Here is a 15,975-nt window from a genome sequence, read left to right on the forward strand (position 1 = left end):
CTAGAAAAAAATAGAGAGATAGCGGTTGGCGGTCTCTTAAAAAGCTCCCTTGAAGGGAGCAGCAAGTAATGAGCCCTTCTAGGGCTATTAAAAAGCCACCCGCTATGCGGGTGGATAATTACTTCTCTTTCTCATATGCAAAATAGGATAGGGATAGCCTTGCCCATCAATTAGAGATTCTCGAATGACCTCGAAACCATTTTTTTGATAGAAGTGAAGGGCTTGGGTATTTTGCTTGTTTACATCGACAGAAAGAATGACTTGTTTCTTGGCTAGTGAACAAAGGATTTCAGTTCCATAGCCTTGCCGATAGAAGGCGGGGTCGAGAAATAGCATCTCTAGGTGTTCTTCGTTAGTTCCGGAGAAACCGACGATTTTTTCCGTGGAGTCATACCAGATAAGAACATCGACAAGTTCAAAATAGGTGGGTAGATTTGTCTTTATGATTTGCTTATGTTCATGCTTTAGAAAATCATGTGTAGCATCAACAGAGCGTTCCCAGAGCTCGATGAGTGAATCGTAATTCTCTTTTTGAGCTGGTTGGCAGTATAGCATAATTAATACCTCTCTTAGACTTTTTATAGTAATCTTCATATTTCTTCGTTTAACGGCTGATTAATCAAGAAATGGGTTGCTTGTTCAGTTTGAAGAATGCCGAATAAGTGTTTATCTTCTATAGCAATAAAAACCAGCTGAAGCAATCGGATGAGTCCCAATTGATTCAGCTGGTGTGTCTCTTGACTATTTAGATACCTAGAAGCGGTGCTGGATTTACGAATCCAGACCATAGTCCGGTTGAAATACCAAAGTGAAGATGGACACCGGTAGAGTTTCCTGTTGTCCCCATGAAGCCAACTTGCTGTCCTTTACCGACAGTTTGACCGGCGCTCACTGTTGCGCTACTCAAATGGGCATATAAAGAGTAGTAACCATCTCCATGATTAATAATCACGTAGTTGCCAGACATTCCGTCATAGCTGGCTTCAACGACTGTTCCTGATTTGACAGCCATGATAACAGTAGAGGAGCTTCCCCCAAAATCAATCCCATTGTGGAAATTCCCGGAAATACCGGTTGGATCTTCGCGATAACCGTAGCCGCTTGTTACAATAACATTGCTGACAGGCAATCCCCAGCCGCTACTTGTATCTGCAGGTGTTTCAGGCGTAGGTATTGAGCTTTCAGGAACGGATACAGCATCCTCAGTGTCTGCTTCCACATCTGTTGTTTCAGCTGGTGTCACTTCTGCTTCAGCAATTTCTTCTTTTGCCGCTTCAGCCGCCGCAGCCGCTTCCTGTGCTAAACGTTCTTTTTCTTCTTTTTCAGCCAATGCTTGTGCTTCAGCCATTTTTTGTTTTCTTTCTTCAATTGCTTTTAGTTCTTCTTGGCGTTTTCTTTCTGCTTCCGCTTTTTGTTGCTCAAATTGTTCTTTCTCAGCGGTTTCTTCAGCAAGACTAGCTGCCAGCTCGTTTAATTTTACATCTTGGTCAAGCTTTGCTTGAGCCAATTGTTCTTCTTGCTCGGCAAGCGCGGCTGTTTTTTCTTCTAAAACAGTTGCCTGCTCTATCAAAGAATCCTTTAAGGTATTCAGCTCCTGTTTATCTGCTTGCTGTGCTTCGATAATTTCGTTATTGGCACTGACAATTGTATTGACTGCCAATATTTTTGAAATTGCGTCGGAAATAGATGTCGCATTCAGCATAACAGAAAGGATAGAGGTATCTTGTCCGGTTTGAGTCGCACGAGCCTGTGCATCCAACTGTTCATTGCGTTTTTCTATTTTTGTTTCGAGTGTTGCAATTTCTGTAGTCAAGTCATTGATTTCTTGTTCGACTGTTTGCTTTTCGCTTAGTACAGTATTATATTCTTCTTCGAGTTCACTGATTTCAGCTTCCAGCTCGCTTTTATAAGCCTGAGCCTCTTCTTGCGTGCTGATGATTTCATTAATTTTTTGATTTTGTGCTTCGATTTTTTCATCAATTGTTTCTGCTAGGGCAGCAACTGGTGTGCTCCCAAGTAATAGAACAAATGAAAGTGTCAAAATTAATTTTTTCTTCAAACCATAATCCTCACTTTTTATCGTTAAATAGTTTTTCTCTTTTATAATAGCTTATCCATTATTAGATAATGATGAATGAAACCTACATATAAGTATACAATAGATTAAGAAAAAAAGAATCTTCTTTACCTTTTTTTAATCAGAACGCAAAGAGAAAATACAATTGTAACATATGACATTAGAACTTAAAAATCCGTATAAACAAATACTGTAAGGGAAGGGGAGCAGCCATTTATAGATTCTATCCTATTAAAATGGCTAAATCATTTATTTCTTCGTCTTTTTTCTCTCAAGGAATGCAATCGTTTCTATATCTTCTTCTATAAGGAGATACGCAGCGGTTGTCAAAAGCTCAAAGCTGCTGGGTTTATCAGATAGTTTATCAATCAAAGGCAGTAAATGATTACGATAACCATTCTCTCGCTCAACCAGGTAATCAGGTTCTGTTTCTGCAATCAATGATTGTGGTTGCCGCATTTCTTCGCTGTATGGTCGATTAAATAAATGAGGCAGCAGTCTCTGTGCTTCTTGCAGGATTCTGAGATCATCTTCATAAGAGATTGCCTTTTTTAGGAGATGATTAGTTAATTGATCCAGCTCTTCATTTGAGAGTGCTGAAACTGCAGTGGAATCATTCAATAGATTCTGTATGTAGTCTTTGAAATTCCCGTACTTAATCCAATCAGAGCTCGTGTTACCCAAGATGGCAATTTTTTCTAGACGATCGGCTTTGGGAAGGTTATTTCCTTTCTCCCAATTGTTTACTGTACTGGCACTGGAGTTTCCTACCAGCTTGGCAAAGGCTGCCATAGAATAATTGTGTTTTTTTCGAATGTGTTTAATACGGTTTCCGGTCTCAATTAGATTAATAGGCACAGAAACAACCTCCTTACCTCAAGTAATTTCCTTCTTTTATTCTAATATACCATATTTTCACCGTACATTCATCCCGTTTTTTATTCATTTTCATCTTGAGTTTCTTTTTGAAGAATGATATGATTGGTTTACCGAAATTCATTCATTTACTTGTTGCCTACTCATTAGGATATGATAAACCAGCATAGTAAAGAGTGTTTTTATTAGAATTAGTTTACCGAAATTCATGCATTATAGGAGGAGCTATGAAAAAAATAATGGTAATTGAAGAAAGAAACAGGCAACAGGTTTATAGAGTATTAAATGAGCTATCACAACGGATGCCGTTAAATAGTGCGGACACAATTATTTTCGATCTGTATATTCAACAATACGAAAAGGTAGTAAATAGGTTATTCAGTGCACATGTTTTTTATAGAGGGATGAATCACGCTTGTGGTGTATATAAGCATCTGGTAAAGGTGGAATATAGCCGGTTTTGTTCATTGATTATTCAGAAAATAGCCGATGATTTCATAAGAGAACAGCTTTTGTGCAGTATGAGAAAGAAAAGAAATCATTTATTGAAAACTTCCCCTTCTGAGTCAAAGCCGGATAGTGGATTTGAGATATTTTATGGCGTTACAGGTGGATTCAGAAAGAAATACAAAAAGGATCGAAAAGTCATCGAGCAAATGTGCAACGAGATTGAACAAGCCGTGTCAAAACCATTTTATCCAGTGTATTATTGGAGTAAAAAGATTGTTCGACTTTCTGATTATCTGAAAAAGCGACTGCTTTGGCAACTGCGCTCTTGCATCAGAGAATGAAAGGAATTTGAAAGTCAATTAGTGTGAAGGAATATAAACTTATGCTATTCTGTAATTGAGTGAGAAAAGTCTTTCAAATCAAGACTTCAGGAAGGATGGCTTACTATGAAAAAAGATGAGATGCATACAGCACATGAAACACATGAAGAAATGAAGATGACCCATAACATGGACGATCATTCTATGGAGGACCACAATCATTCAATGCACGACCACTCGCATGGTCATGCCATGGAGGGCATGGATCATTCGATGCATATGGGTAATTTTAAGAAAAAATTTTGGTTATCACTTATTTTGGCAATTCCTATCATTTTTTTGTCACCCATGATGGGGGTAGACTTGCCCTTTCAATTTACATTTCCCGGCTCTGATTGGGTCGTTCTTGTTTTGGCTAGTATTTTATTTTTTTATGGTGGACAGCCCTTTTTATCAGGTGCAAAAATGGAGCTTCAGCAAAAGGCGCCTGCAATGATGACCTTGATTTCTATGGGGATAACAGTTGCCTATGTTTATAGCCTCTATGCGTTTGTTGTGAATCATATATCGCCACATCAGCACACTATGGACTTTTTCTGGGAGTTGGCAACATTGATTGTCATCATGCTCTTAGGCCATTGGTTGGAAATGAATGCTATTTCAAATGCCGGAGATGCGCTGGATAAGATGGCCGCTCTTTTGCCGGATACCGTAAGGAAACTATCCGCTGCTGGTGAAGAGGTAGAGATACCGATGAACGAAGTGAAGGAACAGGATCATTTGATTGTTCGTTCAGGAGATAAAATTCCGGCAGATGGAAAAATTCTCTCTGGTTCCACTTCGGTTGATGAGTCAATGGTAACCGGAGAGTCCAAAATGGTCATGAAACAAAAAGGGGATACAGTTATTGGCGGTGCAATCAATGGGAGCGGAACCCTTGAGATAGAAGTAACCGGTGTTGGCGAATCTGGCTATTTGTCTAAGGTGATGCAGTTAGTCCAACAAGCGCAGTCGGATAAATCCAAGCTTGAATCACTTTCGGATAAAGTGGCTCGTTGGCTCTTTTATATTGCGTTAGCTGTAGGTTTGGGCTCCTTTGTTTTGTGGCTTATAGTAACAGGGGATTTGAGTATGGCTTTTGAGCGGATGGTCACAGTATTTATCATTGCCTGTCCCCATGCGCTAGGGTTGGCTATCCCGTTGGTTATTGCGCGGTCTACATCCATTGCCGCCAGACATGGCTTGTTGATAAAGAATAGGAACGCGATGGAACAAACTGAAAATCTTCGTTATGTATTGCTTGATAAAACAGGGACATTAACAGAAGGGAAATTTACAGTTTCCGGTTTGGAGTTGTTCAACAACACATATGATAAGACTGAAGTTCTTAAGTATATCGGGGCTTTGGAAGCAGGCGCAAATCATCCGTTGGCTTTGGGAATCATGAATTATCTTGAGTCCCAGCAGATAGCTCCTTACAAGGCTGAATCGCTTCAAAGCCTTTCCGGAATTGGCTTGGTTGGAACAGTTAACAGTAAACAAGTGAAAATTATCAACGAAAAAGAAGTTAGCCGCTTGTCATTGCATGTAGAAGAGAATCGAAAAGAGAAATATTTACAACAGGGAAATACACTCAGTTATTTGATTATTGAAGACGAGCTTATAGCGTTGCTTGCCTTAGGTGACAAAATAAAACCGCAGGCAAAGGCGTTTATTACTGAACTGAAGAAGCAGGAAATAATTCCAGTTATGTTGACAGGAGACAATCGAACTGCAGCAACTGCAGTGGCTGAATATCTAGGCATTGATGAATTCTATAGTGAGTTGTTACCGGAAAATAAGGAAGAAAAAATCAAAGAATACCTATCAAAAAATGAAAAAGTAATGATGGTGGGAGATGGGATTAATGATGCACCCAGTCTTGCACGTGCGACAATCGGTGTAGCAATCGGTGCAGGAACAGATGTTGCGATTGACTCAGCCGATGTTGTTTTAGCTGACAGTGACCCGATGGACATCATAAGATTCTTGGATCTTGCCAAACAGACCAGAAGAAAAATGGTTCAAAATCTATGGTGGGGGGCAGGCTATAATATTTTTGCCATTCCATTGGCAGCTGGGATACTTGCACCTATAGGCTTTATATTGAATCCTGCTGTTGGAGCCGTTTTAATGTCACTGAGCACAATTATTGTAGCATCAAATGCCATGACTCTACGGGTAAAAGGCGAGTGAGTTTCCTCAATTGGTAAGCAGTTTGTTTACATGTTGTAGGAGCTAGAACCTCTGTACAAATATTGGCTTTAAGTAAAGAGGAGTAAGGCGTTCTTTATTGGCATAATGATGAAGCGTGAGACTAATAGTTGGTCTCGCGCTCATTTTTTATTTAAAAAAATAGAAAAATGGGAAAATAGAGTAATTTATATTGAGAAACGACTAATCAAAATGTGAGGATTTTTATGGATATAACAGAAATATTAGATTTTGAAACAAGAAAAATGTTGGAAATACTGAAGTCTCTTCAAAAACAATCAAAAGAACTGTCACTTAAGAAGCTTGCTGATGAACTAGCAGTACATGTCAAAACAGCTGTGAAATATGTTGGCAAATTGCAACAGCTGATTGGTGAGTACCATTTAAAACAGCAGTTAATTTTATCTGTTCACAAGAGAGACACGTTAAGTTTGGAAATGGAGAACCCGTGGTATTTAGAAAGACTTCGTACTTGTCTGATTCAAAGAGCACCCGAAACAATGATTCTTGATAAGGTGATTCATTCATCCTTTACTACTAGGGAGCTTTCAATGTACTTGGGCGAGAGTGAGCCTCAGGTGAAAAAGAGGTTGACGAAAATAAGACGATGGCTTCAACCTCTTCGACTGACTTTGAGACGGAATACACTTGAGCTGATAGGGGATGAGATTCAACTAAGAGTCTTTATCCACCAGTTTCATCAGGTGTGTTCCTATCATATGGACAAAGACATGATTTCCTTTTCTTCCGAACGAGAGGAGGCTGAGCGGCTTTCTCGTAAAATTATTCTGTTTTTTCACATGAGGCTCAATTATTTGCAGGAACAGCAGTTGTCTTCGCTTATCTTGATTCAACAAATCCGTGTGAACAGAAGGAAAACGGCAGCAGTCAGTGAACCTTTGAAGAACTACTGTCTGAATAGTACGCTTTATTCATCTTTGACGGCACAGCTAAAAGCAGGAGGCAAGGGAAAGCTTTCAGCAGAGGAATATATGTATTTATTTCTCATGGTCCAATCAAAATTTTCCGAAAATTTCAGTCAGGGACTAAAAGAAAAGTTCATTTATGAAAATTATCTAAATAGAACGACAGCTTATATTCAAGCTGCTTATGGTGCGCAATTGCTAAAGAATAGTTTTAAGGAGCAGGAGTTTCTATTTGATAAGCATGTATATACTTCATTGTTAAGCTTCCATCTCTACTATGAACTGACGCATTTTTTATTGTATGAAGATATTTCATTATTTAAGCAGCTGCTTACTACATACCCAGTGCTGTTTTATAAACTAAATAAAGGATTTCGAAAAACCTTGAAGGAGAATGTGCATTTTCAACGAATGACAAAAGCCCAGCTATTCTTTCGATACTTTTTCATTTTTTCCGAGATGCTTTCACCAGTATTGCTGGAGCCACCAAAAAATATTTATCTTGTTCTGGATTGGGGCCCTGAACAGAGACGGTATTTGGTTAAGGCGATATCTGCTCATTTCAGGAATAGGAAGAATATTCGGTTTGTTGAAGGGAAGATTTACAGTGAATATAAAAATGCCAGTGTAATTTTGACTACATCTATTCATCCGTTTTTTATTGAGCAAGAAATTAATTGTCCGGTATTGATGATTACGCAATTACAAGAGGATACTGTACTGAAACAGCTAGAGCGAATATTATCAGATTAAAAATTAAAACCCTTTCAGTAAATTGTGCTAAAATAGATGTATTAATGAATGGGAGGCTTTTCGATGAAAAAAATTCAGTTTGGTACAAGTGATTTAAGTGCAGCTTCAGTTATTTTAGGATGTATGCGGATGAACAATGCAGAGGATCCGCAACGTGTATTGGAGACCGCATTTGCTCAAGGTATTGATTTTTTTGATCACGCAGATATATATGGTGGTGGTGAATGTGAAACAATTTTTGGGAAGGCATTGAAAGACAGTAGTATTTCCAGAGATGACATTATTATTCAAACCAAGTGCGGGATTCGTAAAGGGATGTTTGATTTCTCTAAAGAGCACATCATTGAATCGGTTGAAGAAAGTCTAAAACGACTGGGGATTGATTATGTAGATGCGTTGTTGCTTCACCGTCCAGATACTTTGGTTGAGCCGGAAGAGGTTGCGGCAGCATTTGATCAACTGGAGCAGCAAGGGAAAGTGAAATACTTTGGTGTAAGTAATCAAAAGCCGATGCAGATTGAATTGCTGAAAACAGCTGTTAAACAACCGCTAGTTGCAAATCAATTGCAGTTTGGTATCAAGCATACAGAGATGGTTGACCAAGGGATTCATGTAAATATGACAGATACAGGAAGCTTTGACCATGATGGCAGTGTTCTTGATTATTCCCGATTGAAGCAAATGACAATCCAAGCATGGTCACCCTATCAATATGGCTTTTTTGAAGGTGTATTTATCGGCAACGAGAAATTCCCTGAGCTTAATAAGAAAATGGAAGAGATTGCTGAAAAATACAATACAACTCCGACAGGTTTAGCAACTGCTTGGATTTTGAGACATCCAGCGAATATGCAGGTAATCGCCGGCACAATGAATCTTGGTCGAATCGAAGAAATAGCAAAAGCATCAGAGGTTGTATTGAGTCGTGAAGATTGGTATGCGATTTATTTAGCGGCGGGCAATATTTTACCGTAGAAATCAAGACTGGAGACACACATGAAATCTTCACAAGAGCAGCTTTCTTCTCGGGGATATTTACCGAAAGAAATGATTCTTAATAATTCAATTGGAAGAGAAGGATTATTCAACCAACTAAATAATTCAGATCCCGTTCAACGTTCAATGGCAGCTCGAGCATTAGGAAAGTATTACATTCTCCAAAAAGAGACCGCTCAAAAATTGCTTGAACAATTGTGCATTGAGAAAAAGCTGTACACACGCATAGAGATTTGTGATGCTTTGACTAAGGGAGACAGTGAGACAGTTTCTGCGATGATTCCATATATAACTTATCTTGGAAATAATCAATATCGTTCCATAGAAGAAGCGAAAACTTCCAAAAAGAAATCTTACCCGCTTCCAAGAGGTCTTATTGCTCGTACAATTGGACGTATGGAGGCATCGATAGCAGACACGTTGCTGAAAAATTTATCACAGGAAGAATATGCACCGGAAATACTCGAAGGGTTGGGCTATTTAATTTTCAATCATCCTGAGCTGCAGACAGTGGAAAACTATGAAGAGGCAAGGGGCTATTACGAACAATATAAGAATAACTTGTTATTTGTATGGAAGTTCGTTATTTTTAGTTCTGTTTTTCCATATAGATACGTAGATAAAATCTTATCTGATGTAGCTTTAGAGTTTCCTCAAGAAGCGATTCAACGAGAATTGAAAAGAACGCTTGTTATTTGTAAAAAACATTGATTGAGCGTCAAAAGTTTACAGAATGAAAAAGTTTCAGTCACAAAAAATTCAAATTTTGGCAGTAGAATGTAATCAAATAAGAAATTGAAATTAAGTGTGAATTTCATTTGTGTAAACTCCAATGACCCATTCAGTCCTCCTAAACTGAAACGGTCGTCAAAAAGAATCTCTTCAGCTAGTGTGTGGGCTGAAGAGATTCTTTTTTTGTTTTAGTTAATCCCAAACGACTGGAAGAAGACCTTATTGTGTAGGTGGGTTCTACAAGGCATTGCTAATAAAATTTTTTAGGGGGAACAAGAGAACAAATGTTTTCTAAGATGGAACGCTTCTTACTGCAATTTCTCTCAATATTTGTTAAAATGGTACAGTATACAGTTCTGTAATAGAAAATATAGATACAACTTTTATAAAGAAAAATCAATAGAATAATGAGGTTTGTATAAAAAGTGTTCGATAAAAGAGTTAGCTGTTCTTCATTTTCTTTTTGAGTAAGGATAACAGAAATAATACATCCAAATTTTCTAGGGAGCCAAATATCAGGACACAATAATGAAGAAATGGTTCAATGACTTGAATGATTTCCTCAATATATCAAAGGAGAGCCATTTCCCTTTTACCAAGAATTTTAGAGTATGGAAATGTGCTCCTACGGTTCTCGTATCACTGCGATCCTCGTCGCAAAGCATTAAGCCTAGATCGCTTGGCTACCGGACCACAAAAATGAAGAAAGTAGACAATTACTTGACTACATTCCTCAATATATCAAAGGAGAGCCATTTCCCTTTTATCAAGAATACTAGGGAACTGGACATCGGACCACAAAAATGAAGAAATCAGTCAATGACTTGAATGATTTCCTCAACATAAAAAAGGAGAGCACAAATGGCAAAAAACAAATTATTATTAGTAGATGGAAATAGCGTGGCTTTTCGAGCATTTTTTGCTTTGCACAATTCTTTAGAGCGTTTTAAGAATAAAAATGGGCTGCATACTAATGCTATTTATGCCTTTAACAACATGTTTGAAAACGTGATGACAAAAGAACAACCGACCCACGTGCTGGTTGCATTCGATGCAGGAAAAACTACTTTCAGAACGGAATTTTATGCAGAATACAAGGCTGGACGCTCGAAAACACCTGGTGAATTCAAAGAGCAGATGCCTTATATTCGTGAATTGTTAACGGGACTGGGTGTTCAATATTACGAACTGGAAAATTACGAAGCAGATGATATCATTGGTACTTTGGCAAATAAAGTACCAAAGGAAGAGTTTGATGTGGTTGTTCTTTCGGGAGACCGAGATTTGACTCAACTTGCAACCGAAACGGTGAAGGTTGACATCACGGTGAAGGGTGTCAGTGATATTGAATCGTACACACCTGAATATGTTGCAGAGAAATATGATGGTCTTACACCATTGCAAATTATTGATATGAAGGGCTTGGCTGGAGATACTTCTGATAACATTCCAGGTGTAACCAAAATTGGAGAGAAAACAGCAATCAAGCTTTTGAAAGAATATGGCTCTGTTGAAGGTGTTTACGAGCACATTGACGACATGAAGAAAAGCAAGATGAAAGAAAATCTGATTAATGATAAAGAAAATGCCTTCTTATCAAAACGTTTGGCAACAATAGAAATAAATGCACCGGTTGAGGTTGATATAGACAGCCTGAAATATGAAGGAAAAGACTTGGAAAAGCTTGTACCTTTCTATAAGGAAATGGAGTTCAAGCAATTTTTAAGCAAGCTGAATATAGAAGAAGAAGTTCAGCCAATGGAAGATATTCATTTTGATGTGGTGCATGAATTTACTGAAGATATGTTTACTGACGACATGGCACTTTACGTAGAAATGCTGGAAGACAATTATCATACCTCTCCTATCGTTGGGGTTGCATGGGGCAATGATAAGAAAATTTATACAACAAATGATTTGGCATTGTTTGAAACCCCTGCATTTGTAAATTGGTTATTATCTGATAGCTACAAGAAAAAAGTATATGATATGAAACGGACATATGTGGCATTGAATCGTTATACGGGAAAAATGCAGGGCGTAGTTTTCGACGTGTTGCTTGCAGCTTATCTACTCGATACCAATGACAATAGTGCGGATATTGAAGGCGTGGCACAGCATTACGGCTATACAGATATTCAATCCGATGAAGCAATCTATGGCAAGGGCGCAAAAAAAGGCTTGCCTGAAGATGAAGAGAAATTCTTTAGCCATCTTGCAAGAAAGGTACAGGCAATCAATATTCTTTCTGAAAAACTGGATGAAGAGTTAACAGAAAAAAATCAGGCAGACCTTTTCTATAAGATGGAGCTGCCGTTATCCAAGATTTTAGGTGATATGGAGATTACAGGGATACGTGTAGATGCTCAGCGCTTGAGAGAAATGGGTCTTGAATTCTCCGAACGATTAACAGAAATCGAACAGAAAATTTATGCAGAAGCAGGAGAAGAATTTAACTTGAATTCTCCGAAACAGCTTGGTGTAATTTTATTCGAAAAAATGGGCCTTCCTGTTATCAAAAAGACGAAAACGGGATACTCAACAGCTGTTGATGTCTTGGAACAGTTGAAAGAGCAGGCACCGATTGTTGAAGATATTTTGACCTATCGACAAATTGCAAAAATTCAATCAACCTATATTGAAGGCTTGCTGAAGGTTATTCAGCCGGACGAAAAAATCCATACTCGTTATGTCCAGACACTTACGCAGACAGGTCGTTTAAGTTCTGTCGATCCGAATTTACAGAATATCCCTATTCGTTTAGATGAGGGACGAAAGATTCGTCAAGCGTTTATTCCAAGAGCGGAAAACTGGCTAATTTTTTCTTCTGACTATTCTCAGATTGAGTTGAGAGTATTGGCGCATATTTCAGACGACGAACATCTGAAACAGGCCTTTATTGAAGGACAGGATATCCATGCCAGCACAGCGATGCGTGTATTTGGCTTGGAGAAAGCAGAAGATGTGACACCGAATATGCGTCGTCAAGCGAAGGCTGTAAATTTCGGAATAGTATATGGAATCAGCGATTATGGACTGTCGCAGAATTTGGGGATTACTCGTAAGCAGGCGCAGCAATATATCGATACCTATTTCGAAAAATATCCGGGTGTTAAAAAATATATGGAAGATATTGTACGTGAAGCGAAGGACAAGGGCTATGTAGAGACTCTTTACCATCGCAGACGTTACTTGAATGACATCAATTCACGCAATTTCAATCTTCGTTCATTCGCTGAGCGAACAGCAATCAACACACCGATTCAAGGAAGTGCAGCAGATATTTTGAAGCTTGCAATGATTAACATGGCAGAGCGATTGAAGAAAGAAAAGCTTGAAGCAACCATGCTTTTACAGGTTCATGATGAGTTGGTTTTTGAGGTACCTGAAAAGGAATTGGATACGTTGAAAGAAATTGTTAGAGAAGAAATGGAAAATGCTGTAAGCCTTCATGTTCCGCTGATTACAGATAGCAGCTGGGGCAAAACATGGTATGAAGCAAAATAGGCTGTCGGTACAACGGAAATAAGTGGATGAGTGAAGTGGGATGTTAGCGATTCGGCTAATGTCCCATTTTGTACTATTACCTTGTATAATTAACGTATAGGAAAATGAAAAAGAGCATAGATTGGAGGCGTAAATATGCCGGAATTACCAGAAGTAGAAACAGTTCGTAAAGGGCTGGAAAAACTAGTTGTCGGGAAAGAAATTGCTGCTGTAGAAGTGTTATGGGGAAGAATCATCGAGCAGCCTGAAAAGGAACTATTCGAGTTATCTCTAGTTGGGCAGACAATTGAAAAAATGGAACGACGAGGAAAGTTTTTGATTTTTAAGCTAACAGATTTTGATATGGTCTCTCATCTGCGAATGGAAGGAAAGTATGAGTTCCATGAATCGAAAAATGATCCAGTGATGAAGCATACCCATGTCCGTTTTGCATTTACTGATGATACAGAGTTACGTTATTTAGATGTGCGAAAGTTTGGGCGAATGGTACTGGTTGAAAAAGATACATCTAATGACTACAAAGGAATTTTGTCATTGGGACCGGAGCCAGTTCCGGAAAAGTTTTTACTGAAGCCTTTCCAAGCGGGACTGAAAAAGCATCATAAGGCAATCAAGCCACTTTTGTTGGACCAGAAGCTAGTTACAGGATTAGGAAATATCTATGTGGATGAAGCACTGTGGGAGGCGAAAATTCATCCGGAGCAGCCGGCAAATACGCTGACCAAAAAGGAAACAGAGCTTCTTTATCAAGCAATTATTGATGTACTAGCTCGTGCTGTTGAAGCAGGGGGAACTACGATTCGCAGCTATTTAAATGCATTGGGAGAGGCAGGAAAATTTCAAATATCGCTTCATGCGTATGGTCAAACGGGAGAACCATGTCTCCGCTGCGGTACACCTATTCAGAAAATTAAGGTCGCTCAGCGAGGAACGCATTTTTGTCCGAATTGTCAAAGAGTGAAAGCGAGGAGAAGCAAATGACTCTTGTATTAGGACTGACAGGCAGTATTGCGACGGGAAAGAGTACAGCAGTTGAAGTGTTTCGAAAGGCTGGTTATCCTGTGGTGGATTCTGATTTAATTGCACGCGAAGTAGTAGAGCCTGGAACACCTGGTTTGGCAGCAATTGTTGCTTATTTTGGCAAGAACATACTAAACTCAGACGGCACGCTAAATCGGAAAGCTTTAGGACAGCTGATTTTTTCTGATGACCAGAAGAGGACAGCGCTGAATCAACTACTGGCTCCTTTTTTGGAAGAAAAAATTGTAGGAGATATTCAAGCGGCAAAAAAGACAAGTGATTTAGTGATTGCAGATATTCCATTGCTTTATGAGCAGGGCTATGAGCGCCATGTGGATCAGGTAGCCGTTGTTTATATTCCGGAAAAGCTGCAGGTTGAACGGCTGATGAAGCGTAACCATCTAACAGAAGATGAGGCACAGCAGCGAGTGAAGAGTCAGGAATCAATCGAAATGAAAAAAAATAAAGCAGATGTTGTATTCGATAATCAAGGAACAGTGGCAGAGCTTGAAAAACAGATTCATGAATGGTTAGAAGGAACGTATTATTAACCTGCTTAAGCGATTATTTGGGTAGAACCGGTAGACAGTTTAGGATGGACTGTTTTTAGAGAAACTGTCTATGGTTTTTAATCGTATGAGTAGCTGTTGCAAAGCTAAATAGGAAGAATTCTTTCTATATATTAAAAAGGAAAAGAGGAGAAAAAAATGAAAAAGAAAATAAGTATATTGGTGTTGCTATGTCTATTGTTAGTCGGCTGTTCTGCTGAAAAAGAACCCGAGAAAACAGGTGCTTCTGAAACTGCCGAGCCGTGGATTACCTTTGATACGACAGTAATTGAAGCGAATGAATATGGCAGCTTTGATCTTTCAGGAACATCAGAAAGTTCATTCACTATGCGCTATAAGAAGTCTGTCAAAACAATTCTGGTAAAGGATAATCAATTCAAGCGATGTATGACAAAGATTTTCCGGACGAGCTGGAAATAAGCTTTGAGCGTTCAAGCGATGACGAACCGATTGTCCAAAGATTTACACTGGATTACAGCAAATATATAGCAAAAAATGAAGCAGATGAACAGTTGGTTAAGGACGTTGCGGAGCGGATGCCGCCGCTTTTGGAAACGATTGTTGCTGAGTCCGAAGGTCAGATTCTTCAAATTGAGCCGGTTCTTGGTAACTACAGAATGCTGAAGGTTGTTGTTCCTTTGAGTGTGAAATATGAAAGGAACGGGGAGAAAAAACGGATTATGGACACTCTGGGCCATGATATTCAGGCAAGAACGGCAGAAGTATTATATCCGGATGGAGAGAAGATTCCCTATCTGTATTTCCGTTATAATGAAACCAATGAACTGTTGGGATCGTCTCAGCTGCTTTATAGAAATAGATTTACACTTAGCGATGCGGAGAGCTATTGATTAATCGAGAGTATAGACTGCAAAATCAATGCAGCTCAGCTAGCTGTTTCCTCAGAGCAGCAAGTCATAAGAAATCACTTTGAATAACTGGTATATCAAACATTTCATGTTATAATATAACTACTACTTAAATAAATAAAAATGAGGTGATCATTGTGCGTTGTCCAAGATGTCATCATAATAATTCCAGAGTCATTGACAGCCGTCAAGCTGATGATGGAAGAGCCATTAGAAGAAGAAGAGAATGTGAAAGCTGCCATAACCGTTTTACTACCTTTGAACGAATTGAAGCCGCTCCGCTGCTTGTCATCAAGAAAAATGGGGATCGTGAAGAATTTAACCGAGATAAGATTTTGAGAGGGTTGATTCGCTCTGCGGAAAAGAGACCTGTAACAATGGAACAAATGGTCAAAATTGTAGATAATGTGGAAAACCGTGTACGAGAGCTTGGTGAAAATGAAGTGTCTACTACACTGATTGGCGAGTATGTCATGGAAGATTTAGTTACCTTGGATGAGATTTCGTACATCCGTTTTGCCAGTGTCTATCGTCAGTTTAAAGATATGAGTGTATTCTTGAAAGAGCTTCAGGAAATTGTTGACAAAGCAAACGCTGAAAAAAAAGATGCGGAGCAGGAATAGGGAG

Annotated in this window: 14 protein-coding genes; 11 read left to right on the forward strand and 3 right to left on the reverse strand. The window is 38.9% G+C overall.

Annotated features, from left to right (window positions below; genetic code table 11):
* Positions 1–102 precede the first annotated feature (102 nt).
* The 3 genes from IW510_RS07700 to IW510_RS07710 form a co-directional block, all read right to left on the reverse strand.
* Positions 103–555 (reverse strand): GNAT family N-acetyltransferase, encoded by a 453-nt coding sequence (locus tag IW510_RS07700; protein WP_202058329.1) that lies wholly within the window; start codon positions 553–555, stop codon positions 103–105.
* A gap of 190 nt (positions 556–745) precedes the next feature.
* Positions 746–2,059 (reverse strand): murein hydrolase activator EnvC family protein, encoded by a 1,314-nt coding sequence (locus tag IW510_RS07705; protein WP_202058330.1) that lies wholly within the window; start codon positions 2,057–2,059, stop codon positions 746–748.
* A 267-nt stretch (positions 2,060–2,326) separates the two neighbouring features.
* Positions 2,327–2,935: a helix-turn-helix domain-containing protein gene (locus IW510_RS07710; protein ID WP_202058331.1), complete on the reverse strand. Its 609-nt coding sequence runs from the start codon at positions 2,933–2,935 to the stop codon at positions 2,327–2,329.
* 245 nt (positions 2,936–3,180) lie between these two features.
* On the opposite strand from IW510_RS07710, the gene IW510_RS07715 reads away from it, so the two are divergent.
* The 11 genes from IW510_RS07715 to nrdR all read left to right on the forward strand — a co-directional run bounded on the left by IW510_RS07715 (position 3,181) and on the right by nrdR (position 15,971).
* Complete coding sequence (locus IW510_RS07715; RefSeq protein WP_202058332.1) at positions 3,181–3,744, forward strand: hypothetical protein; 564 nt, start codon at positions 3,181–3,183, stop codon at positions 3,742–3,744.
* A gap of 105 nt (positions 3,745–3,849) precedes the next feature.
* Complete coding sequence (locus IW510_RS07720) at positions 3,850–5,958, forward strand: heavy metal translocating P-type ATPase (RefSeq protein WP_330932632.1); 2,109 nt, start codon at positions 3,850–3,852, stop codon at positions 5,956–5,958.
* A gap of 224 nt (positions 5,959–6,182) precedes the next feature.
* The gene (locus tag IW510_RS07725) at positions 6,183–7,655 is read left to right on the forward strand and encodes a helix-turn-helix domain-containing protein (protein ID WP_202058333.1); all 1,473 of its coding nucleotides are present in this window, start codon (positions 6,183–6,185) and stop codon (positions 7,653–7,655) included.
* A gap of 63 nt (positions 7,656–7,718) precedes the next feature.
* Entirely contained in the window at positions 7,719–8,630 is a 912-nt protein-coding gene (locus IW510_RS07730; RefSeq protein WP_202058334.1) for an aldo/keto reductase, read from the forward strand.
* A gap of 21 nt (positions 8,631–8,651) precedes the next feature.
* The gene (locus tag IW510_RS07735; protein WP_202058335.1) at positions 8,652–9,362 is read left to right on the forward strand and encodes a HEAT repeat domain-containing protein; all 711 of its coding nucleotides are present in this window, start codon (positions 8,652–8,654) and stop codon (positions 9,360–9,362) included.
* Positions 9,363–10,244: 882 nt separating this feature from the next.
* Entirely contained in the window at positions 10,245–12,890 is a 2,646-nt protein-coding gene (gene polA, locus IW510_RS07740) for a DNA polymerase I (protein ID WP_202058336.1), read from the forward strand.
* Positions 12,891–13,025: 135 nt separating this feature from the next.
* Positions 13,026–13,871, forward strand: a complete 846-nt coding sequence (gene mutM, locus IW510_RS07745; protein WP_202058337.1) for a DNA-formamidopyrimidine glycosylase — start codon at positions 13,026–13,028, stop codon at positions 13,869–13,871.
* The gene (gene coaE, locus IW510_RS07750) at positions 13,868–14,461 is read left to right on the forward strand and encodes a dephospho-CoA kinase (protein ID WP_202058338.1); all 594 of its coding nucleotides are present in this window, start codon (positions 13,868–13,870) and stop codon (positions 14,459–14,461) included. The genes mutM and coaE overlap by 4 nt, the downstream gene beginning before the upstream one ends.
* Positions 14,462–14,617: 156 nt before the next feature.
* Positions 14,618–14,899 (forward strand): hypothetical protein, encoded by a 282-nt coding sequence (locus IW510_RS07755; protein ID WP_202058340.1) that lies wholly within the window; start codon positions 14,618–14,620, stop codon positions 14,897–14,899.
* Positions 14,863–15,330: a hypothetical protein gene (locus IW510_RS07760; RefSeq protein WP_202058342.1), complete on the forward strand. Its 468-nt coding sequence runs from the start codon at positions 14,863–14,865 to the stop codon at positions 15,328–15,330. Before IW510_RS07755 ends, IW510_RS07760 begins: the two co-directional genes overlap by 37 nt.
* Before the next feature lie 155 nt (positions 15,331–15,485).
* On the forward strand, positions 15,486–15,971 hold the full coding sequence (gene nrdR / locus IW510_RS07765; RefSeq protein WP_202058344.1) for a transcriptional regulator NrdR: 486 nt from the start codon (positions 15,486–15,488) through the stop codon (positions 15,969–15,971).
* Positions 15,972–15,975 lie beyond the last annotated feature (4 nt).

The sequence above is a fragment of the Enterococcus sp. BWR-S5 genome, from assembly GCF_016745255.1.
In the GTDB taxonomy this organism is placed as follows: Bacteria; Bacillota; Bacilli; order Lactobacillales; family Enterococcaceae; genus Enterococcus_L.